The organism is Polaromonas sp. P1_F9 (assembly GCF_056405615.1).
Genome location: NZ_JBFUBT010000002.1, coordinates 228,420 through 251,919, shown reverse-complemented (window position 1 = coordinate 251,919; position 23,500 = coordinate 228,420). Strand labels below are relative to the sequence as shown.

At 62.1% G+C, this 23,500-nt stretch carries 27 protein-coding genes and 1 pseudogene; 11 read left to right on the top strand and 17 right to left on the bottom strand.

Annotated features, from left to right (window positions below):
* Positions 1 to 69: 69 nt before the first annotated feature.
* Complete coding sequence (locus tag AC1DYR_RS06295; RefSeq protein ID WP_477704335.1) at positions 70 to 507, top strand: hypothetical protein; 438 nt, start codon at positions 70 to 72, stop codon at positions 505 to 507.
* Positions 508 to 604: 97 nt separating this feature from the next.
* Here AC1DYR_RS06295 and AC1DYR_RS06290 read toward each other — a convergent pair whose 3' ends face one another.
* Positions 605 to 1,066 (bottom strand): Lrp/AsnC family transcriptional regulator, encoded by a 462-nt coding sequence (locus tag AC1DYR_RS06290; RefSeq protein WP_477704334.1) that lies wholly within the window; start codon positions 1,064 to 1,066, stop codon positions 605 to 607.
* A 181-nt stretch (positions 1,067 to 1,247) separates the two neighbouring features.
* Between AC1DYR_RS06290 and AC1DYR_RS06285 the strand changes: the two genes are divergently transcribed.
* The 4 genes from AC1DYR_RS06285 to AC1DYR_RS06270 all read left to right on the top strand — a co-directional run bounded on the left by AC1DYR_RS06285 (position 1,248) and on the right by AC1DYR_RS06270 (position 4,856).
* Positions 1,248 to 2,231, top strand: a complete 984-nt coding sequence (locus tag AC1DYR_RS06285; RefSeq protein WP_477704333.1) for a Bug family tripartite tricarboxylate transporter substrate binding protein — start codon at positions 1,248 to 1,250, stop codon at positions 2,229 to 2,231.
* 10 nt (positions 2,232 to 2,241) lie between these two features.
* Entirely contained in the window at positions 2,242 to 3,357 is a 1,116-nt protein-coding gene (locus AC1DYR_RS06280; RefSeq protein ID WP_477704332.1) for an NAD/NADP octopine/nopaline dehydrogenase family protein, read from the top strand.
* Positions 3,354 to 4,454, top strand: coding sequence for a PLP-dependent cysteine synthase family protein (locus AC1DYR_RS06275; protein ID WP_477704331.1), 1,101 nt, complete (start codon positions 3,354 to 3,356; stop codon positions 4,452 to 4,454). Before AC1DYR_RS06280 ends, AC1DYR_RS06275 begins: the two co-directional genes overlap by 4 nt.
* A gap of 201 nt (positions 4,455 to 4,655) precedes the next feature.
* Positions 4,656 to 4,856, top strand: a complete 201-nt coding sequence (locus tag AC1DYR_RS06270; protein WP_477646891.1) for a hypothetical protein — start codon at positions 4,656 to 4,658, stop codon at positions 4,854 to 4,856.
* A 125-nt stretch (positions 4,857 to 4,981) separates the two neighbouring features.
* Here the strand turns inward: AC1DYR_RS06270 and AC1DYR_RS06265 are convergent, their stop codons facing one another.
* The 3 genes from AC1DYR_RS06265 to AC1DYR_RS06255 form a co-directional block, all read right to left on the bottom strand.
* Positions 4,982 to 5,593 (bottom strand): hypothetical protein, encoded by a 612-nt coding sequence (locus AC1DYR_RS06265; RefSeq protein ID WP_477704330.1) that lies wholly within the window; start codon positions 5,591 to 5,593, stop codon positions 4,982 to 4,984.
* 163 nt (positions 5,594 to 5,756) lie between these two features.
* The gene (locus AC1DYR_RS06260) at positions 5,757 to 6,050 is read right to left on the bottom strand and encodes a YciI family protein (RefSeq protein WP_477704329.1); all 294 of its coding nucleotides are present in this window, start codon (positions 6,048 to 6,050) and stop codon (positions 5,757 to 5,759) included.
* A gap of 64 nt (positions 6,051 to 6,114) precedes the next feature.
* Positions 6,115 to 7,026, bottom strand: a complete 912-nt coding sequence (locus AC1DYR_RS06255) for a LysR family transcriptional regulator (RefSeq protein WP_477704328.1) — start codon at positions 7,024 to 7,026, stop codon at positions 6,115 to 6,117.
* 168 nt (positions 7,027 to 7,194) lie between these two features.
* Between AC1DYR_RS06255 and AC1DYR_RS06250 the strand changes: the two genes are divergently transcribed.
* Complete coding sequence (locus AC1DYR_RS06250; protein ID WP_477704327.1) at positions 7,195 to 7,437, top strand: hypothetical protein; 243 nt, start codon at positions 7,195 to 7,197, stop codon at positions 7,435 to 7,437.
* 48 nt (positions 7,438 to 7,485) lie between these two features.
* Here the strand turns inward: AC1DYR_RS06250 and AC1DYR_RS06245 are convergent, their stop codons facing one another.
* From AC1DYR_RS06245 to AC1DYR_RS06235, 3 genes and pseudogenes are all read right to left on the bottom strand, one after another.
* The gene (locus tag AC1DYR_RS06245; protein WP_477704326.1) at positions 7,486 to 8,574 is read right to left on the bottom strand and encodes a lipocalin-like domain-containing protein; all 1,089 of its coding nucleotides are present in this window, start codon (positions 8,572 to 8,574) and stop codon (positions 7,486 to 7,488) included.
* Between the two features lie 161 nt (positions 8,575 to 8,735).
* Positions 8,736 to 8,930 (bottom strand): annotated as a pseudogene (locus AC1DYR_RS06240) (PLP-dependent cysteine synthase family protein); the annotation flags it as partial.
* Positions 8,931 to 9,001: 71 nt separating this feature from the next.
* Complete coding sequence (locus tag AC1DYR_RS06235; protein WP_477704325.1) at positions 9,002 to 9,229, bottom strand: DUF1127 domain-containing protein; 228 nt, start codon at positions 9,227 to 9,229, stop codon at positions 9,002 to 9,004.
* A gap of 106 nt (positions 9,230 to 9,335) precedes the next feature.
* Here AC1DYR_RS06235 and AC1DYR_RS06230 point away from each other — a divergent pair, with 106 nt between their 5' ends.
* Positions 9,336 to 10,229 (top strand): LysR family transcriptional regulator, encoded by an 894-nt coding sequence (locus AC1DYR_RS06230; protein WP_477704324.1) that lies wholly within the window; start codon positions 9,336 to 9,338, stop codon positions 10,227 to 10,229.
* 154 nt (positions 10,230 to 10,383) lie between these two features.
* Complete coding sequence (locus AC1DYR_RS06225) at positions 10,384 to 11,049, top strand: glutathione S-transferase family protein (protein ID WP_477704323.1); 666 nt, start codon at positions 10,384 to 10,386, stop codon at positions 11,047 to 11,049.
* 541 nt (positions 11,050 to 11,590) lie between these two features.
* Here AC1DYR_RS06225 and AC1DYR_RS06220 read toward each other — a convergent pair.
* Positions 11,591 to 12,274 carry a glutathione S-transferase family protein gene (locus tag AC1DYR_RS06220; protein WP_477704322.1) on the bottom strand — a complete coding sequence of 228 codons (684 nt, stop codon included), beginning with the start codon at positions 12,272 to 12,274 and terminating at the stop codon, positions 11,591 to 11,593.
* Positions 12,275 to 12,296: 22 nt separating this feature from the next.
* A complete protein-coding gene (locus tag AC1DYR_RS06215) occupies positions 12,297 to 12,719 on the bottom strand; it encodes a DoxX family protein (RefSeq protein WP_477704321.1) in 423 nt (140 codons plus the stop codon).
* A gap of 80 nt (positions 12,720 to 12,799) precedes the next feature.
* On the opposite strand from AC1DYR_RS06215, the gene AC1DYR_RS06210 reads away from it, so the two are divergent.
* Positions 12,800 to 13,708: a LysR family transcriptional regulator gene (locus tag AC1DYR_RS06210; protein ID WP_477704320.1), complete on the top strand. Its 909-nt coding sequence runs from the start codon at positions 12,800 to 12,802 to the stop codon at positions 13,706 to 13,708.
* Positions 13,709 to 13,725: 17 nt separating this feature from the next.
* Here AC1DYR_RS06210 and AC1DYR_RS06205 read toward each other — a convergent pair whose 3' ends face one another.
* The 3 genes from AC1DYR_RS06205 to AC1DYR_RS06195 all read right to left on the bottom strand — a co-directional run bounded on the left by AC1DYR_RS06205 (position 13,726) and on the right by AC1DYR_RS06195 (position 17,498).
* Entirely contained in the window at positions 13,726 to 13,941 is a 216-nt protein-coding gene (locus AC1DYR_RS06205; RefSeq protein WP_477671159.1) for a hypothetical protein, read from the bottom strand.
* Between the two features lie 295 nt (positions 13,942 to 14,236).
* Positions 14,237 to 14,689: a hypothetical protein gene (locus AC1DYR_RS06200; protein WP_477704319.1), complete on the bottom strand. Its 453-nt coding sequence runs from the start codon at positions 14,687 to 14,689 to the stop codon at positions 14,237 to 14,239.
* Between the two features lie 220 nt (positions 14,690 to 14,909).
* On the bottom strand, positions 14,910 to 17,498 hold the full coding sequence (locus tag AC1DYR_RS06195) for an ABC transporter permease (protein WP_477704318.1): 2,589 nt from the start codon (positions 17,496 to 17,498) through the stop codon (positions 14,910 to 14,912).
* Positions 17,499 to 17,691: 193 nt separating this feature from the next.
* Between AC1DYR_RS06195 and AC1DYR_RS06190 the strand changes: the two genes are divergently transcribed.
* The gene (locus tag AC1DYR_RS06190; RefSeq protein ID WP_477704317.1) at positions 17,692 to 18,663 is read left to right on the top strand and encodes a threo-3-hydroxy-L-aspartate ammonia-lyase; all 972 of its coding nucleotides are present in this window, start codon (positions 17,692 to 17,694) and stop codon (positions 18,661 to 18,663) included.
* A 24-nt stretch (positions 18,664 to 18,687) separates the two neighbouring features.
* Here the strand turns inward: AC1DYR_RS06190 and AC1DYR_RS06185 are convergent, their stop codons facing one another.
* The 4 genes from AC1DYR_RS06185 to nudK form a co-directional block, all read right to left on the bottom strand.
* Positions 18,688 to 19,335 carry an ABC transporter ATP-binding protein gene (locus tag AC1DYR_RS06185; protein ID WP_477704316.1) on the bottom strand — a complete coding sequence of 216 codons (648 nt, stop codon included), beginning with the start codon at positions 19,333 to 19,335 and terminating at the stop codon, positions 18,688 to 18,690.
* A complete protein-coding gene (gene miaA, locus AC1DYR_RS06180; protein ID WP_477704315.1) occupies positions 19,332 to 20,282 on the bottom strand; it encodes a tRNA (adenosine(37)-N6)-dimethylallyltransferase MiaA in 951 nt (316 codons plus the stop codon). The genes AC1DYR_RS06185 and miaA overlap by 4 nt, the downstream gene beginning before the upstream one ends.
* A gap of 1 nt (position 20,283) precedes the next feature.
* Complete coding sequence (locus AC1DYR_RS06175) at positions 20,284 to 21,525, bottom strand: multidrug effflux MFS transporter (RefSeq protein WP_477704314.1); 1,242 nt, start codon at positions 21,523 to 21,525, stop codon at positions 20,284 to 20,286.
* A 62-nt stretch (positions 21,526 to 21,587) separates the two neighbouring features.
* Complete coding sequence (gene nudK, locus AC1DYR_RS06170; RefSeq protein WP_477704313.1) at positions 21,588 to 22,235, bottom strand: GDP-mannose pyrophosphatase NudK; 648 nt, start codon at positions 22,233 to 22,235, stop codon at positions 21,588 to 21,590.
* Between the two features lie 99 nt (positions 22,236 to 22,334).
* Between nudK and AC1DYR_RS06165 the strand changes: the two genes are divergently transcribed.
* Positions 22,335 to 23,093 carry a DeoR/GlpR family DNA-binding transcription regulator gene (locus AC1DYR_RS06165; protein WP_477704312.1) on the top strand — a complete coding sequence of 253 codons (759 nt, stop codon included), beginning with the start codon at positions 22,335 to 22,337 and terminating at the stop codon, positions 23,091 to 23,093.
* Positions 23,094 to 23,136: 43 nt separating this feature from the next.
* Here AC1DYR_RS06165 and AC1DYR_RS06160 read toward each other — a convergent pair whose 3' ends face one another.
* Positions 23,137 to 23,493: a hypothetical protein gene (locus AC1DYR_RS06160; protein ID WP_477704311.1), complete on the bottom strand. Its 357-nt coding sequence runs from the start codon at positions 23,491 to 23,493 to the stop codon at positions 23,137 to 23,139.
* Between the last annotated feature and the right edge of the window lie 7 nt (positions 23,494 to 23,500).

The following is a 23,500-nucleotide window of genomic DNA, read 5'->3' as shown; positions in this document are numbered from 1 at the left end:
CTCGGTCTTCTCGCATCACAGGCCTAAGCCTTGCTTCGGGTGAGCACACAAATCTTAAGTTCTTCGCATATGCCATCAACAACTCAAGCCCTGTTCATTTTTCTCGCGTGGTCTGGCGTCCAGGCCGTATTGCTTCTTGCGTCGCTGCGGTCCAGGCAACCCTTGCCGGAATTGCTCGCAGCTGTAGAGAAAGTCGAGCCTTCGATGGCGCCGGCGGAAAAAGGTGACATGGCCAGAGGATTCCTCTGGATCAGCGTTGTCTGGTTCGCCCTGGCCACAACCATTTCGGCGGTTTCTTTCAATTCGGCATCGGAGGGAAGCCTGTGGGGCCTGACCGTTTTTACAGCCATAGGTGGCTGGTCGCTCTACGACGCAGCGTCAAGCCCTGTCGTTCTGGGCCGCATGTACCCGGGAAGCATTAAATGGACAAACTGGCTTACAGCTCTATTGAGCTCAACGGTCTGGTTATTGCTCTTTGTGATGCTGGCCATTCAATGGCTCGCCTGAAGCCACCTGGCCCTCTTTTCGCCGGTGGTCCCCGAAATCCGTGAGTGAATCCGCGACGCCTGGATTGGTGGTCGGGGTTGTCAGCTTCGAATCCACCTTACAACGCATAACTTAGCGGGAGCTTTGTCGTTGACTTGATCCGCTCCATGGCAAAGCTGGAATTGATGTCAAGGAATTCCATGTCCTTGATCAAGCTCTTATAGACCCGGTCGTAGGCCCCAATGTCAGGAACAACGACACGCAACATATAGTCCGTCTGGCCAGACATCCGGTAGCAATCCATCACCTCCGGGATCGTTGTGACGAGCTTGTGGAAGGCCAGCAGCCACTTGGCGTTATGTTGACTCGTGCGTATCGAAACAAATACGGTGACGCCGACATTCAACAGTTCGGGCGATAGGAGTGCCACCCGTTTCTGTATGACTCCACGAGTTTCCAGTCCCTGGACACGCCGCCAGCAAGGCGTTGAGGTAAGCCCGACACATTCCGCAAGCTCATTGATAGAAATGCTTGCGTCGGTCTGCAGCGCCTCCAGGATGGCTTTGTCGAATTTGTCCATTGAGTACTGATATTGAGAGGAGTGGAAAATTCTAAGGTTATTCTGTAATTTAGCATTAAATACTCAAAAATTCTACTCAAGTAGGTCATTTTAGGATTTATTTTCCGCAAACCGTCCTAAGATAGCGACCTGGGTTCAGTACTCTTCAACGGCATGTCTTCCCTCAATCAATGGAAATATCATGATGATCAAGTGTCTTATTTTTGCCGGGATGTTTGCAACGTCTCTGTCAATTCCCATTGCAACCCAAGCACAGCCTGCGACGCAGGCGGGCAGACCGGTTCGTATAGTCATTCCATTTGCGCCGGGTGGTGCACAGGACGGCATTGGTCGCTACTTCGCGAACCAGTTAGGGGAACTGTTGAATGCGCCAGTGGTTATCGAGAACAAGACCGGTGCCGGCGGCGTCATCGCTGCAGATGCGGTTGCGAAGGCAATGCCTGATGGGACAACGCTGCTGCTCGCTACTGGCGGCGCAATCAGTATTGCTCCGCACCTCAACAGCAAGCTCCCGTATGACCCTGCGCGCGATCTGACCTCCGTCGCGCTCCTTGCGGACACCCCTATGGTCCTTGCCGTATCAGAAGCAAGCCCGTACAAGACGCTCGCCGACGTCTTGCGTGACGCCAAGGCACGCCCGGGGAAAATAAGCTTCGCTTCGACCGGCAATGGGACGGTTTCTCACCTGAGCGGCGAACTGCTTGCGCAATCCAGCCAGATCAAGCTGTTACACGTCCCGTACCGCGGAGCGGCGCCGGGCATAACTGATCTGCTCGGCGGTCAGGTGAACCTCATGGTTACCAGCGCAGCGTCCATCGATCCATTTGTCGAATCCAACAAGGCGCGAGTCCTCGCGACATTCACCAACAAGCCACTTCAAGCGATGCGCGGAGCTCCGACGGCGGAGCAGGCGGCCGGCCTGAAAGGGCTTGAAATCCCCGTGTGGGTTGGCCTCATGGCCCCGTCAAAGACACCCCCTGCAACGATCGAAAGAATCGCCAACGCTGTTCTCGCCATTTGTCAGAAGCCCGAGACTCGGGACAGGTTTGCCGCCTTGGGAGCGGAGAGGGTTTGTGGTGGTCCCAAGGAACTGGCACGCGTCGTTTCCGAAGATTCGGAGCGCTGGGGCAAGGTCATCCGCCAGGCTGGCATCAAGGCGGAATGAGGTTCGAAGCGTGAAAATCGGAATTATTGGAAGTGGTGGCATCGGTCTTGCAAGTGCAAGCTGGCTCGCACACGGTGGTCACAAGGTCGGTCTCTGGTCAAGGCGAACCGAGAGCGTCGATGAATTGCGACGCGAGTCACTCAGATCGACCGGTGTGCTCGAATCCAGGCAAATGATCGAAGTCGTTGACAGCCTGCAAGAATTGGCGGCGACTTGTCCAGTGCTCTTGATCGCGGTGCCGGTTAACGGCCACCGCGACGTCATCGAGGCGCTCGTTGGGCACTTGCACGATGGTCACACGATCATCGTTAGCTCCATGAGTTCGCTGTCTTCGCTCTACCTGTACGAGTTGGCAGTCATGCGCGGAATCAAGATAGTCGTGGCCAGCTTCGGGACCACTGTGCTTACCGCAAGGCGCGAATCGCCAACGCAGGTTCGCATCATGACGCGTCGGGAAGAATTGGGAGTGTCAGCACTTCCAATCACTGCGCTAGAGAACGTGCGTGCGCTGTGCACCAGTTTGTTCGGGGGCGTGTTTCCGGGGCATCCGAATGCGCTCGCCACGGCGCTAACCAACATAAATCCAGTAGCACATGGTCCGTTGGCCCTGTTCAACTGGACGCGAATTGAGCGCGGTGAGAACTGGCCCCAGTACCACTACATGACACCCCGTGTGGCAGCAGTCATTGAGCGCCTCGACGCAGAGCGTCTGGCTCTGGCGCGAGCCTTTGGTCTCGAGGTGCGCACTATTGAACGGCACTTCGCGCAATCGTTCGGCACACAGTCCGCGCGTCTGGCGGGCATCGCCGCCGAGCTGCATGAAAAACGCGGTGGACCCCCTGGTCCCACGGACATCGCTACGAGATTCCTTGCCGAAGACGTCCCATTCGGGCTGGTCTTTTCACTAGCGCTTGGCGCAATGGCCGGCGTAGCGATGACGGCGACGCAGGCAATAGTCGACATGGCTTCTCTAATCACGTCCAAGGATTTCGCTTCTGAAAACGATCTCATTGATGTACTGAAGCTGCGAGAGGAAAGCATCGAAGGACTGTTGGCTCGGCTATCAAAAGGGGAGGGGCAACTCGCAATCGACCCGGTGTTGGCGTTAGCGAAGGCTGCGCCATGAAGTCCAGGCATTGGTCTTTGGAGGCAGTGCGTCGAATTGGACGCGACTTCCAGCGCTCTGCGGACACCCATCTCATGATGCTCGAATTGCCAGGCTTTCCGGATCTGTCTTTCTATATCAAGGATGAGTCGACGCACCCCACGGGCAGCCTGAAGCATCGTTTGGCGAGGTCGCTGTTTCTCTACTCTCTTTGCAATGGATGGATCTCTCCATCCACCACCATAGTCGAAGCGTCCTCGGGCAGCACTGCGGTTTCTGAGGCTTATTTCGCCAGGCTTCTCGGGCTTCCATTTGTGGCTGTGATGCCGCGGAGCACCTCGCGGACGAAAATCGATCTCATCGAGTATTACGGCGGGCGCTGCCACTTTGTTGAGCGGGGCGACGAGGTCTATTCGGAAGCGCGCCGCTTGGCAGGTGAGTGCGGTGGCCACTATATGGACCAGTTCACGTATGCAGAGCGAGCGACGGATTGGCGCGGCAACAACAACATTGCCCAATCAATCTTCGAGCAAATGCGAGATGAACCTTATCCCGTACCAAGCTGGATTGTCGTGGGCGCCGGCACTGGTGGAACATCGGCCACGATAGGGCGGTACATCCGCTATACGGGGTCTGACACGAAGCTGTGCGTTGTCGACCCTGAGAACTCGGTTTTTTACGAGTATTTCAGCTCTGGGGATGCGTCTTTAACCGGGGAAGTTGCCTCTGGAATCGAAGGTATTGGCAGGCCAAGGGTCGAACCATCCTTTATTCCCGGCGTGATTGATCGAATGCTGAAGGTGCGCACCACCCAGTCTATCGGTGCAATGCGTGTGCTTGAAGAACTGATTGGACGGCGGTTTGGTGGCTCCACGGGCACTGACTTCTACGGCGCGTTGCAACTCGCCTGCGAAATGCAGGTGCGTGGCGAAAAAGGATCGGTGGTGTTCCTTGCCTGCGACGCCGGTGACCGCTACTTGGATACGTACTATAGCGACGCCTGGCTGCTCGATAACAACCTGGACATAGAAGCTGACACAGGAAGAATTCGATCCGTTTGTCAACGTGGAGTGGTGGAAGCGACGACGCTCGTCGCTGAAAAAGTGGGGCGAGCATGAAGAAGTGATAGAGCGGCCCGAGTGGTTGATTGCCGCTTTCGAGCGTGACGAGGCTCCGCCAATCATCGAGCGGCACGCGTCATTTTGAGCGGCATACGTCCTGACCTTTAAAAATCGAGATGATGTACTCCGGCAAGCCGGCTTACCCTCTCTTCTCAAAGTCAGTCATCATCGACACACCTCCAACTACTTGATTCGCCCATGGAATCTCCCAAACTCAGAGTCGGCCAGCCGATTACGCCCGAGCAGTTCGACGAGCTTACGGACGCGCAGCTGTCACGGCTCGTTCCCAAGGCGTATCGCGAATTTTTCCCCGGTAAAGATTTCTGCGCCGATGGGTACTTCTATCTTCACGATGGAACGGCCTGGAGCTTTTATCGAGGGGATTTCCTTGATGAATAGCGCTTGTCTCCCGGCAGATGCGCCTTGGTAACACCTGCGGATATGACGTTCGTTTCCATAGCGTGAAAGTGCTTCACGCGCTAACAGGGCGAGCACAATCCGGGACGCCGGAGCATGCCTCTTATTTATCTACCGCCGCCGATCAGCACGCTATATGCCTCACGCGTCTCCGGCGACACAGAATCCACCAGCTGCGCATGCGGCGTCTTGTGACGCACCAGCACGCGGGCCGAGGCGATGGCCTTTGATTTGCAAAACCAGTGGCAGGTGTGCTGCATCAAAAAGAGCTCGGCTGACATCGTGAAGGCCTTGGCCTTGGGGCTGAGCCCGGCGGCATTTTGGGCCACGCGCGCAATACCGGCGGCGTGAATCGCCAGGGCAATGCGCATGTCAAAGCTCATGGCCGGCAGGATCAGGGTGGCAAATGGAAAACTGATGGGCAGCCGGCTCACGCGGGCGTCGGGTTCGGGCACCCTGGCAAACTCTGCCGCAAATTTGCTGAACTGCACGGCCAGCTGCGCTTCGGAGTTGGCCAGTTGTTGCCAGACCTGCTCACGCCGCCCGGGTTCTTTTTCGCCGAGTGCCCGCAGATAACCGTCGGCCAGGGTTTCCATGAGTTTTTCAATCTGGTAATTTCCCAGATGGCTGCCCAGCAGCGCTATGCGTTGGCGTTCTTCCCTGGCTTTCAGGAGGTAGGTGCCGATGGCGACAAAGGTCACCAGGAGAAAAAGGTCCATGTCGGGTCCGGTTGCATGCGTCAAGCGCTGGCAAAGGTCTCACCAGCATGGGTTAAGTGTAGTCACGCAGCCTTTTCCCGCGCTTGCGTCACGGAACACCCCTTGCTCCTGTTCCCTTTCTATCGCTGAACGGTGACATGGGTGCGACGATTTTGGGGTTTGCTTACAAAATCACTTGTCTCCCGGCCAATGCCTTGCCCCAGGCCAGCAGCCGGTAGCTGCGATGAGCCGGCATGTAGTAGGGGTCGTTTTCGACCAGCTCCGCGGCACGCGCCCTGGACGCAACCTCCATGACCCAGAGGCCTCCCACAAAGCTTTCACCGGGCGCTTCACGTAAACCGCCTGCAATGAGGATTTCGTCCTGGTGTTGCCGAAGATAGGCAAGGTGAAGGGGTTCACGCTCCTGCCGGATCGCCAGCATGGCGGGTGTGTCGTCAAATAGGGCTATCCAGCGCATGGGGCCATCCTGGTTGAAGTGATGAATGAAGTGATGAAGATGGGGGGGTTGGGGCAGTGATGAATCACGATGAGGGTTGTTTGCTCTTGCCGGGAGCCTTTGGCGGCCTGGCAGTGCGCACCTTGCCGCCCTGGCTTCCCGCCGCGGCTTGTCTTAAGCCTGCCAGGGCGGGCTCCAGTACTTTCATGTCTGCGTTGGCTGCGTAGACGGCATAAGCGGGATACAAAAACTCCGGCTTGCCTGGCACGCGGAACAGGCGGCCTTCCTTGATGTGGTTGCGCACCACGTTTTGCCGGAAATAGCCGGCACCGCCCACGGCAAGCAGGTACTCCAGCCCTAACGGCCCCAGGCTGGAGGAGACCCCGACACTGGAAAGCTCCGGGAACGCCAGGCTGTGCTGTGCGGAGAATTCGCGCCCCCAGTCCACGTAGACGTAGTCGGCGGCCTGCGGCATCTCGAGCCGGGGCGAGGTGGTGACCAGCACCAGCTTTTCTTCGATCAGCAGTTCGATCCTGAGGCCGGGGCGCTGCCGCGGTGCATAGGCAATGACGATGTCCAGTGTTCCGTGGGCCACGCGTTCCAGCAGGTCTTCTGCAACACCCACCTCCGTGCGAAGCGCCAGGTCGGGCGCGTGTTTGCGCATCCAGAACAGCCAGTCGAGCATCAGCGGTTGCCAGAGGCTGATTTCACAGCCAACGGTCACCAGCGCGCGGCGCCCGGGTGGCACGGCCATCTGGTGGCGGGCGCGCTCCCAGACTTGCACCAGCGTCATGGCGTGCCGTACAAACTGCTCGCCTGCGGGCGTGAGCGATGCGCCCGCCTTGTTCCTCACGAAGAGCGTGCGTCCCAGCAGTTCTTCCAGCGTTTTCACACGAGCGCTGACCGCGGTCTGGGTGACATGCAGCCGTTCTGCGGCCTGGACAAAACTGTGGCAGGACACGATTTCAAGGAAGGTGCGGGCGAGGTTGATATCCATGGCTTGTCTCCCATTTTTTTGGTTTTGGAGGCCTTGCTCTAAAAGCAATTTTTCTGCATTCAAACGCAATATAAGTCGTTTTACTTCTATACTCGTAAACCCTATATTCTCGTCATGGCCTCTGTTTCGGCAATCGTTGCCGCTCATGTCACTTCGAAAGGACCTTCCATGACACGCACCGCATTTTTCACTGAGCCCGCTTCTGCCAACGCCTCTGTCGGCGGCCGTTCGTTGCAGGCTTCTTCCTCGTTTTCTTCTTTGCTACGCAAGGCGATTCACGCTGCGCAATTTCTCCTGCCGGGTGCACCATCTGTCGCTGCTGCGCCTGGCCAGCCCTACCCATGGCTGACGGCAAATATCCGCCGCAGCATGAGCCCGCGTGCCCAGCGCCTGATCCGCGCCGACTATTGATCCCTTTGGGCGCTGCGCCGCAACTGCGGCCGGCGCCGGCCTGGGGCGCTACATCTTCAGGCGCTGCGCATAGCCCGTCATCTCCAGATACCCCATCCCCACGCGCTTGCCGTTGCTGTCGATCAGCTCGCTCAAGCCTTCCCAATAAATCGCACCCGTCGACTGGCGGCTGTCCAGCTCCTGGTTGTCGATGACGGCGCGTACGGTATAAAAATCGGCCGGTGTTCGCACTATCCATTCCACGGGATAAGTGGCTTGCGTCAGTGGGCTTTTCCAGTGGCGTACGGGTTTAAAAATGACCTCGCCGCGGCTGAAGGTGTACAGCCCTCCCTTGGTTGAGCGGAACGAGCCGCCATCCCACAGCGTGTTGCCGTCTTTGCCCCGCAGCCTGAAAGCGGTGAGGGCGCTGCCGTCCAGCAGGTTCATGCCTATCCAGTCCCAGCCCGTGGCGTCTGAATGCAGAATCTCTTCGCTCCATTCGTGGTCCAGCCAGGCTGTTCCTGTAACGGCAAAGTTTTTTCCCTTGACTTGCAGGCTGCCGCGCGCAGCAAGCTGCGGCTGGCTGTAGTAATAGCTGGCCTGTTTTTCGTCAGGCCCTTTGCGCGACAGGCCCTTGTTGCCCTGTAGCAGCACACCTTGCGTTTCTTCAAACTGCAGCTTGAGTGCAAAGTCGCTGGCCGGAAGCTCTGCGGTGTACCTTGCGCCTTCGGCTTTCAGGGACCAGTCGCGCAGCTTGACGGCCATGTCCTGCTCGCTGGCCATTGCGACGCCAAAACCTTCCCGTGCGATGCGCTGGTCGTGCCAGAGTTTGTTGCCTTGCACATCAGTGATGGCGGCATGCGCAAAAACCAGCTGCCTTGCGGCGAATTTTGACGACATGCCCTGCGTATCGTCTACGCGTGAACGGAAAAAGGTCAGCTGAAAGCCGAAGAGGCGACTATCCGCGGCCGTGGCCTGGCCGGTGATGTACCACCACTCGGTGCGAAAGCCGGGGTGTGCGCCGCGGTCGCGCGGGAATGCGAGTGTTTTGGCCGGCAGGGCGTGGGCTTCCAGGCCAGCCAGGCTCGCCAGGCCGGCCGCGCCTCCCAGCAACAGCTGGCGCCTCGGCAAACCGGCGGGCAACAGTGGCAGGCGCATCGGGCTCTTCAGGCCTGCGCAGGCCGCATCAACCGGTTGATCTGCTCGTTCGCTGCCGTGCAGTCGCCCATTTTTTCAGCGACCCAGTTGGCGTTGTAGTACGTGGGCAGGTAACGCTCGCCGGAGTCGCACAGCAGCGACAGGATAGAGCCCTGTTCGCCGCGCGCCAGCCGGTGCTTTAGGCTGTCGGTGGGGTGGGTCGATTCATCCTTGAGGTAGAAGTCGATGCCGCGCGCGGCGAACTCCGGCAGCGGCAACGGGATCAGGTGCGTGTCGGCGCTGCGCAGGTAGTCGGCCTCAATGCGGGCGATGGCGGCGCTGAGCGAGGAACTGCTGGAGGTCTGTGGGGAAGTCATTGCCTGATTCTCGCAGCAAGACCTGCCGGCGTAAAACGTCTTCTACCGGCTTGCCGGCAGGTGCAAGGGCTTCAGCGCCATTCCAAGTGGCGGGACCCAAGGTCATTCATCAGGCCGGGGATTTCACCACGGCCTATGCCGAGGTCATTGAGTTGGTGGTCGCTCATCAGGCGCAGCTCATTCAGGTTCCGTCGCCTCTGTGCGTTTTTGCGCAGGGCGGCCAGAAGCTTTTGGCCTAGCTCTCTGGCTGGAAAGCCGGGCAGGGCTCCCGGAAAAATTCTCATCGTCTTCGTCAGCATTTCGCGCACTCCTGGTAGGAAGTGCCCTATGGTGCTGAAAATCATGCTATTGTGGAAGTTGAATTTCCTGATCGAAATTATCAGAATTACTGATAGAGACACTTCCATGCGCGAACTGAACCTGGACCAATTAAGAACGCTGGTCGCCATCACCGATCTGGGCACCTTCTCTGCCGCGGCGCAAGGCCTGCACCTGGCGCAGCCCACCGTCAGCCTGCACGTGAGCGAGCTTGAAAGCCGCCTGGGCACGCCGCTGGTGGTGCGCGGCGGTCGGCGCGTTGAGCCCACACCGGCAGGCGCGGTGCTGGTTGAGCGGGCCCGCCGCCTGCTGCGCGACGCCGACGATGCGGTCGATGCGGTGAAACGCCACGTCGAGGGCCGCACCGGCCGCGTGCGCCTGGGCACCACCACGGGCGTGCTGGTGTACTTTTTGCCGCAGGTGCTCAAGGCCATGGAACAAGCCCACCCCGACATCGATGTCGAGGTCAGTATTCTTGGCTCCGCCGACACGCTGCAGCGCTTGCTGGACGGCACGCTCGATGTCGGCCTGGTCGCCACACCGCCGCCCGCGCAGCGCGGCATGGTGATCACCCACTGGCGCAGCGACCCGATGATGGCGTTTGTACCCAAGCGCTGGAAGGCGCCCAAACATGCCACGCCCGCATGGCTGGCCACCCGCCCGCTGATCTTCAACGAAACGCCGACTCACATGTACCGCATGACCATGGCCTGGTTTGCCGACGCGGGTTTCACGCCGCGCGCACGCATCGAGCTCAATTATTCCGAAGCCATCAAGAGCCTGGTGGCCGCCGGTTACGGCGCCGCGGTGCTGCCCAGGGAGCAGTCGCTGGAGGAATCCAACGTGCGGCATGACGTGCAACTGGTGCCGCTCAAGCCCGCGCTGACGCGCCACACGGCCATGGTCCACAGGCCGCTGGATGCGCTCGACGGTGCCACCCGTAACCTGCTCAAGACACTGGCGAGTTTTCGGCAGGCCTGAGCCCATTTTTTTCGAAATTTGCAAAAAAAGTTGCGCCGGGATGTCGATTGAGGCCTATCCCGAACGTCGTGAAGTAGATGGCCGGTCAATCGCATGTCCGGCATCCATAAGGCACTTCACTTAACCAGACTTCTCAGCAAAAGGAGAAACCACCATGACCCTTCCGACGACCCCCACCATCACGGCCTTTGAGCGTTCGCCCGATCGCGGCCGTGGGCTGGCGCGTGACATGCGCGTTCGCTGGGCGCTTGAAGAAGTGAGCCAGCCTTACGAGGTTCGCCTTGTTTCGTTCGCGGCGATGAAGGAACCCGCACATCGCGCGCTTCATCCTTTTGGGCAGATTCCGACCTATGAAGAAGGCGATCTTGCGCTGTTCGAGTCAGGGGCCATCGTGTTCCATATTGCAGAGCGCCATCAAGGCCTGCTGCCAGACGATGCGAATGCCCGCGCACGCGCCATCGCATGGATGTTTGCCGCGCTCAACACGGTAGAGCCGCCCATCATTGACCGCTCAATGGCCGTGCTCTTCGAGCGGGACAAGCCCTGGTATGCGGAGCGCCTGACCGCGCTCGAGGACAGCGTCCATGCGCGGCTGGGCGACCTTTCCAGCCGGCTTGGCAATGCCGACTGGCTTGACGGTGCGTTCAGCGCCGGAGACCTGCTGATGGTGACGGTGCTGCGCAGGGCGGCCGTATCGGGGCTGCTGGAGAAATATCCGAACCTCTCAGCCTATGTGGCTCGTGGTGAAGCGCGGCCCGCTTACCAGCGTGCTTTTGATGCGCAATTGGCGGTTTTCACTGGCACGCCACCCATCGACTGACTGCAGGTCGCGATAGCAGTTTTGCAGCGTTCATTTCGGAAACCGTGAGCACCCACTCCAGGCCCAAAGCGGACATTACGGTTGCAAGTTAAATATGGCGCTGAGAACTGCACCAATGCAGATGCCCAATGTGAAAATAATTATTGCCCAAGCACAGAAGTGATACGCGAGGGGACGATCTTCATAAAACAATCTAGACCCGCTGTATCGCAAGGGCAATCGTTTGCTCCAATGGCGTATGAGCATGACCCCACATGCCCCGCTTAGAGCAATGCCCGCAGCTCGTATTGGCCAACCTCCAATGCGTCCGAGGGCGCAAACACCAAGGATCAGAAAAGCAGTAAATGCCATGCCGAATAGCAGTCGATCAGCCCAAAGCGCCGAGCTAGGCTGCCCACAAGCGACGCAGTACTTATTGGGGGACGGCGATGCCTCTCGGCACCATCGGCAATTCCAACTTAGCTTGGAGCGATTTTTTCCCTTATTGAACATCGTGCATGGCAGGTGAGTGTCCGCTTATGGCCGAAAGCAGCCACCCGCTTTATAGCATCAGGCTACCTTTTCTCCCACTGGTGCGGCGAGAGAGTTCGGAGCCACGGGCCAGGAAGAAGCGGTGCAGTTCCCCGGCATAGCCGCTGCCCACCGCTTGCTGGACTGAGGGACGCGCAGCGAGAGCGGCGCGCCAGGCCTGCACCTTTGGCAATTGTTCAAAGAACCCTGTCTCACCCACGTCGTCCAGCACATCGAAATAACGGAACACGGGCCCGAACACGGCATCGACCATGCAGAAAGATACACCGGCGAAATAAGGTCCCTGATCCGGCAGCACGGCCTCGAGCTGGGCAAACCGGCGCCGGATGTCTTCACGATGCCGCGCCAGCGCCACCGTATCAGCCGCGTTATAGAACGCGCCGATGGCATTGAGCAGGGCGGAGCCGAACTCCATCCAGGCGCGGTGCTGTGCCCGCTTCAGGGCATCAGCCGGATGCAGGCGCGGCAGCAGGGTGTCGTCCAGGTATTCGCAGATCACGGCGGATTCAAAAATCGCGTCGTCGTCGACTTGCAGCACCGGCGTCTTGCCCAGCGGCGAGATCGCCTTGAACCAGTCGGGCTTGTTGGCGAGGTCGACGTTGATGCGCTCAAAGGCGACGCCTTTTTCGGCGAGCACGATGGCTGCGCGCTGCACGTAGGGACACAGGGTGTGGCTGATGAGGGTGAGCTTCATGGTTGTTCTCTTTCTGCAAAGGTCAGCGCGGCACCAGCAGGCGGCTGCGGCGTGCAGCCCAGGCACCATCACCCAGCAGCCATTGGGCGAGCGAGGCTACCAACAGGAACAGGGGGTATTCCCAGCCGCCTTTGGGACTGGTAAACACCCAGCCGTTGGGCCAGTGCACCCAGACGACCACCAGCAGCACCGGCGCGAGCAGCAGCGATGCCTGGCGCCCATAAAAGCCCAGCAGCAGCGCCGCGCCTCCGGCCAGCTCCACTGCCACGACAACGTAGGCCATGAAGCCGGGCAGGCCGACCGATTCAAAGAACTGCGCCGTGCCGGGCAGGGTGAAGACGAAGATTTTGAGCAGCGCGTGGGTGACCCACATGGTGCCAAGGGCCAGGCGCAGCAGGGTGGCGCCGTGGCTGGCGCTGAAGTTTTCAGGGGTTTCGATGGTCATGATGTAAAGCCCGGCAAAGGGCGTAGCGTTGAAGGAGCCGCCACTTTACGATTGCAAAAATACAATGTAAATTGGCAGTCATGAAAACATCTATTGCAAAAATGCAATACGCGCTGACGGCCTCCGACCTGGAAATTTTGCTGGCCATGGTGCGCGGCATGACGCTGGCCGAAGCCGCGCGGCGGCTGGGCGCAGATGCGTCCACAGTGTTCCGCTCGGTGCAGCGCATCGAAAAAAACCTGGGCCAGCGGCTGTTCGAAAGATCGCGCCTGGGCTACCTGCCGACAGAGCCCATGCTGGGCCTGGTGCCGCATGCGGAGCGCGTGGAGGCCGAGCTTGAAGCGGTGCGCGCCAGCATGCAGCGGCCGCATGAAGGCGTTTCAGGCCTTGTGCGGCTGACCACGACAGACGCGGTATTGCGCGGGCTGGTGCTGCCTTCGCTCAAGCCGCTGCTGGCACAGCATCCGCTGCTGCAGCTCGACATGCGCACCGGCAATGAACTGGTCAGCCTGAGCCGGCGCGATGCGGACCTGGCGCTGCGTGCAACGCGCAAGCCGCCCGACCACCTGGTGGGCCGCAAGCTTGGCACCGTGCGCTTTGTGCTGTGCGGATCCAAAGCGCAGGCGAAGGCGGTGTCGTCCAAAAAAATCCCCTTGCTTGATGCGCTGGCGAAACTGGACTGGATAGCGCCCGACGAATCGCTTCCGGAGCACCCCTCGGTGCTGTGGCGGCGCAAGCAGTTGCCCAAGGTCACGCCGCGGCATTATGCGGACGGCATTGTGGCGGTGATGGATGCGATCAAGGCGGGATTGGGGGTGGGCATTGTGCCGCGCTTCATGCTGGCGGGGGAACCCGGGCTGGTGCCACTGACGGACACCCTGGCCGACTGCGAGTCAGACCTGTGGCTGCTGGCGCACGCGGAGTCGCGCCACCTGCGGAGAATTTCCGTGGTGTATGACCACTTTGCAAACAGCATCAGGCTGGCCTGATGCGTCGGACATCGACGTCAAAACGCTGAAGTCCGGAAGACGACTTCCCCGCTGGGGACGTGCACGACACGCACTTCCTGCCGAGTGGGGTCGGCCACGCTTTTCACGGCGACAGCCACGGCCAGCGAGTAGTCTGCGAAAAGGTGATTCGAGCTCGACGGCAGCAGGCTGCCCTCTGCCGGATCGACATTTTCAATGCGGTAGTCGTGCGGCGGTGCTTTAGCAGGTCTCATGATGCAACCTCTCTGGTGAATGCCTCCATGGTAGGAGTTCATCAGGGCGCCGTGATGACAATCGCGCGTCAGAAACGTGACCATGAGTAAGCAAACGAAAACGCCTTTCGGCGTGGCCGCGTGCATTGGAGAAAGCTAAAGATGAGAAGGCAGCAGAAGCTGCAACAGTCAGCGTGGAGGCCCTGTATTCATTGGCCAACCCGCGGAGCGCCTCGTATCAAGATGTACGGCACGATACACACGATGAGACGAGGCTCGCGCGGCGAAGCGGCCATTGCGTGGCAGGCAGCAATTCTCAGTGCAGTTCGCGCCGCGGATCGCGCTCGGAGAGCTCCAGGTTTTTCATCTCGACGGCCACCGACTTCAGCATGTCGAGCGCGGTCTCCGGCGTTTGCACAATGCCCAGCCAGCCGAACAGGTGGTGGCGCAGGAACAGCAGGATCTTTCCGGTCAGCGGATCGCAGGCAACCCAGTGCCGCGGGCTGTAGCTGGGCTCCAGCGCACTCAATGGCGGGCAGTCCAGCGGGTAGGGCGGGTCCATGTCGGCGCGCAAGCCGGCAAGGCTGGCGACGAGTTCTTCGAGCTCTTCCGCCTGCAGCCTCAGGGGCTGGTTGAGTGCCAGGGTCACGCTGCCGTCGTCATTGCGGGTGAGCTGCAAGCCGTGGGGCGGCGGGGAGGAGGCATGCCGTGCGAACTTGCCTGTCGGGTTCGCGTTGGCGCCGGTCAGGGGGCTGGTGTTGGTGGTCATCGCGTTCTCCGCAGGCATTTGAAAGAGAAAAAAAGGGCGTGGGAGACAAGGGCTGGCAAAACACCTGCGCACTTGACGGCCACCGCATGAGCCACAGTGTGATGCCGGGAGCGGCCGGATGGCGTCGGAAACCGGCCTCCACGCCTGTAGGACGGTGCACGGGGGCTGCTCCTTGCCCGTGGCGCATCCTTTCGCGGCAAATGCCGCAAAGGGACAAGGCCTACCAGTCTTCTTTCACCGCCAGCACGGCGTCCCGGCCTGCGGCCGCGCGGCCCGCCAGCCAGGCCGTCACGGTGCCGGCCACCACCACCGCGGCGCACAGCAGGGCCAGGCGCAACCAGGGCACCATAAGGTCCATGGTCCAGTGAAAGCTTTGCGGGTTCACCACGTACACCAGCACGGTCGACACCGCGAGTCCCAGGGCCAGCCCCGCCAGCGCGCCTATCACCGTCCAGGCCGCGCCTTCACCGGCCACCACGGCCAGGATTTGCCGGCGTGTCAGCCCGAGGTGCGCCAGCAGGCCAAACTCCTTGCGGCGTGCCAGCACCTGGGCGCTGAAGCTGGCGGCCACGCCGAAAAGGCCGATGGCGATCGCCACGCCCTGCAGCCAGTAGGTGACGGCAAAACTGCGGTCAAAAATCCGGAGCGATGTGGCGCGCAGCTGGCTGACGGAGGCCAGCTCCAGCAGCGCGCCGGCGCCGGACTGCTGCTCGGCCAGGCCGCGCACGGCCTGCTGCACCTGGCTGTCGCTGGCGCCCTCCGTCAGCCACAGCGCGAGGTCGTTGGTGCGCTGGTCGCCGGTCAGGCGTTCGAAGTCCGTGTGGGCGATGGCGATGGCGCCGAACTGGCGTGCGTAGTCGCGCCAGACGCCCGCCACATAAAACACGGGCATCCCGGATCCCACCTTGCTTGCTATCAAATCAGGAGCTGCTCGCGCAGACCCTGATTGGGTCAGAGCCATAAAAGCTTGTGAAAGTGGGCGAAAGACGGTGCCTGGGCGTGCCCCGTACAGGTCCACCATCGGCTCGCTCACATAGATGCCAATGTGCCCGGGCGGCACCGGCAGCGCCTGGCCCACCAGCGGCAGTGCGGTGGCCGGGTTGTCCAGCGGGCGGGCGATCAGGGTGACGCTGGGCCTGGCGGTATCCAGCAGCAGCTGCGTGGTGCGCAGGCTGCCCACCCGCGCCACGCCGGGCAGGCGGCCCAGCGCGTCGACAAACTCCGGAGAGAAGTACGCCGTGTCGCTGGCGGAGGTTCCCAGCGCCGTGCGCACATACAGGTCGGCCGGCAGCACCACGTCCAGCCAGTGCGTGACCGACTCGCGAAAGCTGGTCACCATCACCGTGAGCGCCACGGCCAGGCTCAGCGACGCCACCACGCCGCTCACGGCCACCGCGGCGCTTTCGCGCACGCGGCGCGCGCGCTCCACAGCCAGCAGCGGCAGCAGCCGGTGGGCCACCCGGGGGCTGAGCCGGTTGTAGATCAGCGAAATCAGCCAGGGCAGGGCGGTGATGCCGCCGACCAGCAGCAAGCCCACTGACACGTACGCTGCCAATGGAATGCCAAATAGCGGTGGAACCAGCGCCAGCAGAGCGCCAGCAGCTATCAAAATGATACTGAACCAGTGGCCGCCGCCGGTGCCTGCCGCAGCGCCGAGGCCCTTGAGGGTTTGCGCGGGCGGCAGTTTTTGCGCCGCACGCGCCGGCCACCATCCTCCCACCCCGGCGGCAGCAATTCCCAGCGCACCGTAAGTGAGTGCGGCCCAGCCGTTCCATTGCAGGGTAGGTGCGACGCCGGAAAAGTAGCCGCCCCCCAGGTCCCCGCCCAGCAGCCGCAGCGCCAGCGCAGCCAGGCCGGAGCCCAGCGCGATGCCCAGCACGCTGCCGGCCACGCCCAGCAGCAGCGACTCGGCCAGCACCAGCTGCAGGCGTTCACGGCCGGTCAGGCCCAGCACGCCCAGCAGCGCGAATTGCTGCGCGCGTTTGGCCACACTCAGCGAGAGCACCGAAAACACCAGGAAGGCGCCTGTGAACAAGGCCACCAATGCCAGCACCGTCAGGTTGACGCGGTAGGCGCGCGACAGGTTGCTGACGCGTTCGGCCGCATCGCCCGGCGCCGTGGCGGTGATGTTGGACGGCAGCTGCAGCGACTCGATCACACGGCGCGCATCGGCGCCGGCGCTGAGCCTGAGGTCGATGCGCGAGAGTTGTCCGGCCTTGCCGAAGAGTTCTTGCGCGGCGGCAATGTCCATCACGGCCAGGGGCCCGCCACCGGCGCCGACGCTGCCGGCCACAGAAACCCTGCGCAGTTCCAGGCCGCTTTGCAGGCGCAACTCCGGCGAGTGCAATGCTTGCTGCGCGGCGGGGTTCAAGAACACCTTGCCAGGCGCAAACAGGGCGAAGCGTCCCGCGTCGGAAGACGGCACCGGCATCAGCGACGGCGCGATGGCGGCCACCGCCAGCGCGTCGACGCCGATGATGCGCAGCGGCAGCCGGCCGGTGGGGGAGGTGTCGTCCAGCGCATACGTGCTGATTTCAAGCACCGGGCTGGCCAGCGCGACTTGCGGATGGTTGGCCACGCGCGCGTACACCGCCTCGTCAAAGCTGCCCTGCACGGCACGCAGCTCCAGGTCGGGTTGACCGTTGACCGCGCGCACCGCCTGTGAGAACTCACTGAGTGCCGACGCATTGATGAGCTGTACGGAAAACGCCAAGGCCACGCCCAGCATCACGGCCACTACGGCGGCGGCGTTGCGCCAGGGGTGGTGTTGCAATTCCCGCCAGGAGAAGCTAAAGAGCAGGGCGCGCATGCGCTCATTGTGCCTTTCAGCGCCGCCGCCAAATCAGTCCTTGGAAAACGAGCGAAGCCGCCATCTGTATCGGTACAGAATCGGGCTTTCTGGCTCTGCCCAGAAAATGCCTCGTCATTTAAGCTTGCGGTCTCTTTTGGATGCCTCCCCGGATCTTTCTGAGTTTCTACCCCGGAATGAAAGCGTATTCACCATGCAACTCCCTACCTACGATGACGTCACCGCCGCTGCCGCGCGGCTTGAAGGCCATGCGCACCGCACGCCCGTGTTGCGGTCCAGTACTGCGGATGCCCGCTGGGGCGCGAATTTCTTTTTCAAATGCGAAAACTTCCAGCGCATGGGCGCTTTCAAGTTTCGCGGCGCCTTCAATGCGTTGTCGAAGTTCGACGCGGCGCAGCGCCGGGCTGGTGCCATCGCGTTTTCGTCGGGCAACCATGCGCAGGCGATGGCGCTTTCGGCGCGCCTGCTCGGCATGCCCGTGGTCATCGTGATGCCCAAAGATGCACCCGCTGCCAAGCTGGCCGCCACGCAGGGCTATGGCGCGGAAGTGGTGCTGTACGACCGTTTCACCGAAGACCGCGAGGCACTGACGAAACGGCTCGCCACCGAACGCGGCATGACCTTGATCCCGCCTTATGACCACCCCGACGTGATTGCCGGCCAGGGTACGGCCGCGAAAGAGCTGATCGAAGAAACCGGCCCGCTGGACCGTCTCTATATATGCCTGGGCGGCGGCGGGCTTACCAGCGGTTCGGCACTTGCAGCCCGCGCCCTGTCACCTCACTGCAAGGTCTATGGCGTCGAGCCTGAAGCCGGCAACGACGGCCAGCAGTCGCTGCGCGCAGGCCGTATCGTGCACATCGAAACGCCCAAGACAATTGCCGACGGGGCGCAAACCCAGTACCTGGGCGAATACACCTTTGCCATCATCCGGCGCGATGTGGACGACATCCTCACGGTCAGCGATGCGCAGCTGATTGAGTCCATGCGCTTTTTTGCCGAACGCATGAAGATGGTGGTGGAGCCGACAGGCTGCCTGGCGTTTGCCGGGGCGTGCGCCGCGCTGCATGCCAACCCTGCCGCACCTGGTGAAAAGGTGGGCGTCATCATCAGCGGCGGAAATGTTGATTTGACGCGCTACGCAGAGTTGCTGGCCCAGGCCTGAAGTCCTGACTACGAGGAGCGCAGCCTACGGCTGAATCCCGTCGGCACTCAGGTGCAGCCGGCGGTCGGCGCGTGCAGCGGCGGCTTCCGAATGGGTGACCAGCACCAGCGAGGCGCCGTGTTCGCGGGTCTGGGCGATCAGCGCATCCATCACTTTGGCGGCCGTTGTTGGGTCCAGGTTGCCGGTGGGTTCGTCGGCCAGCAGCAGGCTGGGCCGGTGCACCAGGGCACGGGCAATCGCCACACGCTGCAGCTGGCCGCCGCTGAGCTGCTGGGGCAGCCGCCCGCCCATCCCCGACAGGCCGACTGCATCCAGCAGCGACTGAACGCGCGCATCGTCCGGCTCGCCGAGCAGCAGCAATGGCAGGGCCACGTTTTGCGCAACATCCAGGTGCGGCAGCACATGAAAGGCCTGAAACACAAAACCCACATGGCGCCGCCGCAGCAGCGCACGCTCGTCGTCGGTCATGGCGCCCAGGTCCTGGCCGTTCAGCAGCACCGTGCCTTCATCCCAGGTATCGAGCCCGGCCATGCAGTTGAGCAGCGTTGATTTACCGACGCCTGATTCGCCGATGATGGCGACGAACTCGCCGGGCTCAACATCCAGCGTGACATGGCTGAACACGGCGGTTGCGCCGTAGCGTTTGGCGAGGTCTCTGAGTTGAAGGCTCACGTTATCCGCCCTACGGAAGCCTCAACCAGCGCAAGCACCTGCTGCAACGCATCGGCCGCATCGCAGGCCACGACCTGGCGCTGCGGCATGGAGCGCAGCCAGGTGATCTGGCGCTTGGCCAGCTGGCGCGTGGCGAAAATGCCTTTGTCGCGCAGCTCGGCCAGCGGGTAGTTGCCATCCAGTGCTTCCCACGCCTGGCGGTAGCCGACGCAGCGCATGGAAGGCAGGTCAGGCGTGAGGTCGCCGCGTGCGCGCAAGGCTTTCACTTCGTCCATCAACCCGCCGGCCAGCATGGCGTCGAAGCGTTGGGCAATGCGCTCGTGCAGCCAGCTTCGGTCTTGCGGTTCAAGGGAAATAAGGGCTGTAGCCATTGACGGCTGTGCGCCAGCAGCTATGTTTTTTGTAGCATTTTGCTGGTGGAAGAATGACAGCGGCTGGCCTGACACGCGGAAAACCTCCAGCGCACGCGAGATGCGCTGCGAGTCGTTCGGTGCGAGCCGGGCGGCCGTGACCGGGTCCACCCGGGCCAGTTCGGCATGCAGCGCCGGCCAGCCGTTGGCGGCTGCTTCGTCGGCTATCAGGGTGCGGGTGGCAGGGTCGGCCCTGGGCATGTCGTCCAGCCCGTCGAACAACGCCTTGAAGTACAGCATGGTGCCGCCCACCAGCAGCGGCAGTTTGCCGCGCCCGCGGATGTCTTCCATCAGCCGGTTGGCGTCGGCCACAAACTCGGCCGCGCTGTAGGCGTTCAGCGGGTCCCGGATGTCGATCAGGTGGTGCGGTACAGCGGCCAACTCGGCCGGTGTGGGCTTGGCGGTGCCGATGTCCATGCCGCGGTAGACCAGGGCGGAATCGACGCTGATGATTTCCACCGCGTGGCGCTGTGCAATCGCCATGGCGGCGGCGGTTTTGCCGGAGGCCGTCGGCCCGGCCAGTGCGATGCCGCGCATGTCAGGCCCTGGCTGCGGCCTCATGGGCAGGCTCTCCGTATTTCTGGATCACGGTCCAGGCCGTGGCGGCGATCAGTGCGCTCCAGAACCAGACGCCGTTGGTCAGCGGCCGCACCGTGCCGTCCATGTGGGTTCCCAGCCAGCCGCCCATGCCGAAGGCTACGACCATCATCAGAAAACCGTTGAGGGCCGATGCAGCGCCCGCCGCCTGGGGGAAGGGGCCTACCGCGCCGCTCTGCCCGCAGGGCTGGTGCACGCCATGCCCCAGCATGAACAGGTAGTAGGGCAGCATGATGGCCCAGACATTCTGGATGCCGGCCCAGGCCAGCACGCCCATCAGGGTTCCGCCGGCCAGTGTGAGGCACGCAGCCACAGCCACCGAGCGCCGCACGCCAAAGCGTGGCAGCAACCGGCGGCAGATGAAGGTGCCGGTGAGGTAGCAAAAACACATCGAAAACATGATGAGGCCGTAATGCGTTTTGGTCAGGCCCAGCACCTTGATAAACACGAACGACGAGGTGGCCAGAAAAGTGAAGAGGCCGCCGTAGGAGGCCGCGGTCAACACCGAAAACGCCAGGAACGTGGGGTTGCGAAGAATATGAACCCAGGTGCGCAGCAGTGTGGCCGGCTGCAGCGCACGCGGGTTTTTCTGGGCCAGGGTTTCTTCAAACCGCAGTGAGATGAGGGCCAGCGTGGCCGCGCCGAACACGGCCAGCGCCATCAGGGCCATGCGCCAGCCGAAAAGCTCCGACAGCAAGCCGCCCAGCGGTGCACTGATGCAGGCCAGCACGCCCAGGCCACTCAAGCCCTTGGACATGGCGCGGGCGCCTTCGAGCGGCTGGTACAGGTCGCGCACAATGGCGCGCGCACACATCACTGCCGCGCCCATGGCGGCGCCCTGCACGATGCGCCAGGTGATCAGCAGCGTCATCGACGATGCGAGCGTGCTGCCGACGGAGGCGAGGGTGTAGGCGCACAGGCCCCAGAGCAGGATGGGGCGGCGGCCAAAGCGGTCAGACAGCGGGCCCCAGATCAGCTGGGAGGTGCCGAAGGCCAGCAACAAGGCGCTGAGCGTGAGCTGCGCCTGCGACATCGGCGCGCCGAAACCTTCGGTCAACGCGGGCAGGGCGGGCAGGTAGAGATCGGTCGTGACCGGCTGGATGCCCAGCAGCATCGACAGCACCAACACGACCATGCCGGGGGACATGGCGGGCGCCGCGGTCTTCGAAACAGGAACATCCATTGAGCTGAGCGTATCAGACAAATGCCGGCGTAGCCCCCGGAGCGGCCGTCTCCAGAATGAGCTCAGGACCCGGAAGAAGGGAACGGAGGGCGCAGAGGGAGCAGGCGGTCCAGGCCGGTGATTTTTGCGTGCTGCAGCAGCATGATGGTCTTGGCGTCTTCGATGGCGCCGCTGCGCACCATGGCGAGCGCGTCTTCCAGCGGCAGCTCGATCACCTCGATGTCTTCGCCTTCATTGACGATGCCACCGCCTTCCCCGGTTCGGTCCGAGCTTTCGTAGGAGGCCACGAAGAAGTGCAGCTTTTCAGTGACCGAGCCCGGGCTCATGTAGGCCTCGAACACCTTGTGCGGCGCCTGGATGCGGAACCCGGTTTCTTCGGCTGCTTCGCGGCGGATGCAGGTCTCGGGGTCGTCGCCATCGAGCAGTCCGGCGCAGGCTTCGATGAGCATGCCGTCGGCACAACCGTTGACCCAGGCCGGCAGCCGGAACTGCCTTGTCAGCACCACGGTCTGCCGCCGGACGTTGACAAGAAGGATCGCTGCGCCGTTGCCGCGGTCGTAGACCTCGCGTGCCTGTTGCTGCCACGTGCCGCCGCGGCGGCGCAACTCGATGGTGAGCTTGCGCAACACATACCAGTTGTCGGACAGGCGTTCGTCGCCGATCACGCGCACGTGTGGTGTGGGCGGTGGAATCAGGAAGGAAGGGCGCATTCGGGTTGTTTGATTTCGTGTAATATCGTGCATTATTATGAAATTTCGTGCAGTTGTCCATCCAGCTTCATCCTGGACAAAAACCGGAGCCGAAACCCCATGCTGACCAGCCAACGCAAACACCTGCTGCTGACGCGCCTTGACAATGACGGGCAGCTGGTTGCCAAGGCCATCAGCCAGGAACTGGGTATTTCGGAAGACACCGTCCGGCGCGACCTTCGCGAGCTGGCCCAGGCGGGCAAGCTCCAGCGTGTCCATGGCGGGGCTTTGCCCGCTTCGCCGGCCGTCGGCAATGTGGCGGTGCGTGAGCAGATTGCGCCGCTGGACAAGCAGGCCATCGGCCGGGCGGCGGCGGCCATGGTCCAGCCCGGGCAGGTGGTGATCATCGACGGCGGCACCACGGCGTTGCAGATGGCGCGGCACTTGCGCGAAGACCTCCATGCGACGGTGTTTACCCACAGCCCGGCGGTCGCCATGGAACTGGCGCGCTGTCCCCACGTCGTGATTCAGCTGCTTGGCGGGCGGCTTTTCCGGCACTCCATGGTGGCCATGGGGGCCGAGTTGATGGAGCAGCTCTCGCGCCTGCGGGCCGATGTGTTTTTCATGGGGGCGACCGGCGTGCATGCGTCGGCGGGCGTGACCACGGGCGATTCCGAAGAAGCCGCCGTCAAGCGGGCGCTGCACCGCTGTGCCTCGGAGACGGTGCTGCTGGCATCGGGCGAAAAACTTGGTGCGGCTTCAGCCTGCCGCATCATGGCGTTGGCCGATGTGTCGGCGGTGGTGGTTCACAGGGGCACGCAGGCAGCGTGGATCAGCAGCGCCAGACGTGCCGGCGTGCGTGTGGTGAGGGCCGGCTGATCAAGCCTGGGGTATCAGGGCTTTGCCGGGGCGGCCAGGCTGTTCAGCGCAGGCCCGACTTGTACCGGGCGATGGCCTTGGCCCGCAGGTCTTCGCTGATTTCTGTTTCACTTGCAGCGGGGGCGGCCGCTACGGCGCGCGACGATGCGGACGCTGACAGCAACGGTTCGCTGCCGCTGCGGGGTCCGAAAATCTTGGTCTGCGCGTAGGCTGCATAGCTGCGCAGGCGCTCGTCCTTGCTATTGAGCGCTTCCTGAATTACCTCAGTGGCGTACGGCAGGTCATGCAGGAATTGATGGACATTCAACGAACGGCCGAACTCCCGCTTCATGGGAATGACCATCCGCACCGCGTAGGCCATGAGATCGGAGTCGTCAGGCGGTGTCATGGTTAGCAGCATGGTTTAC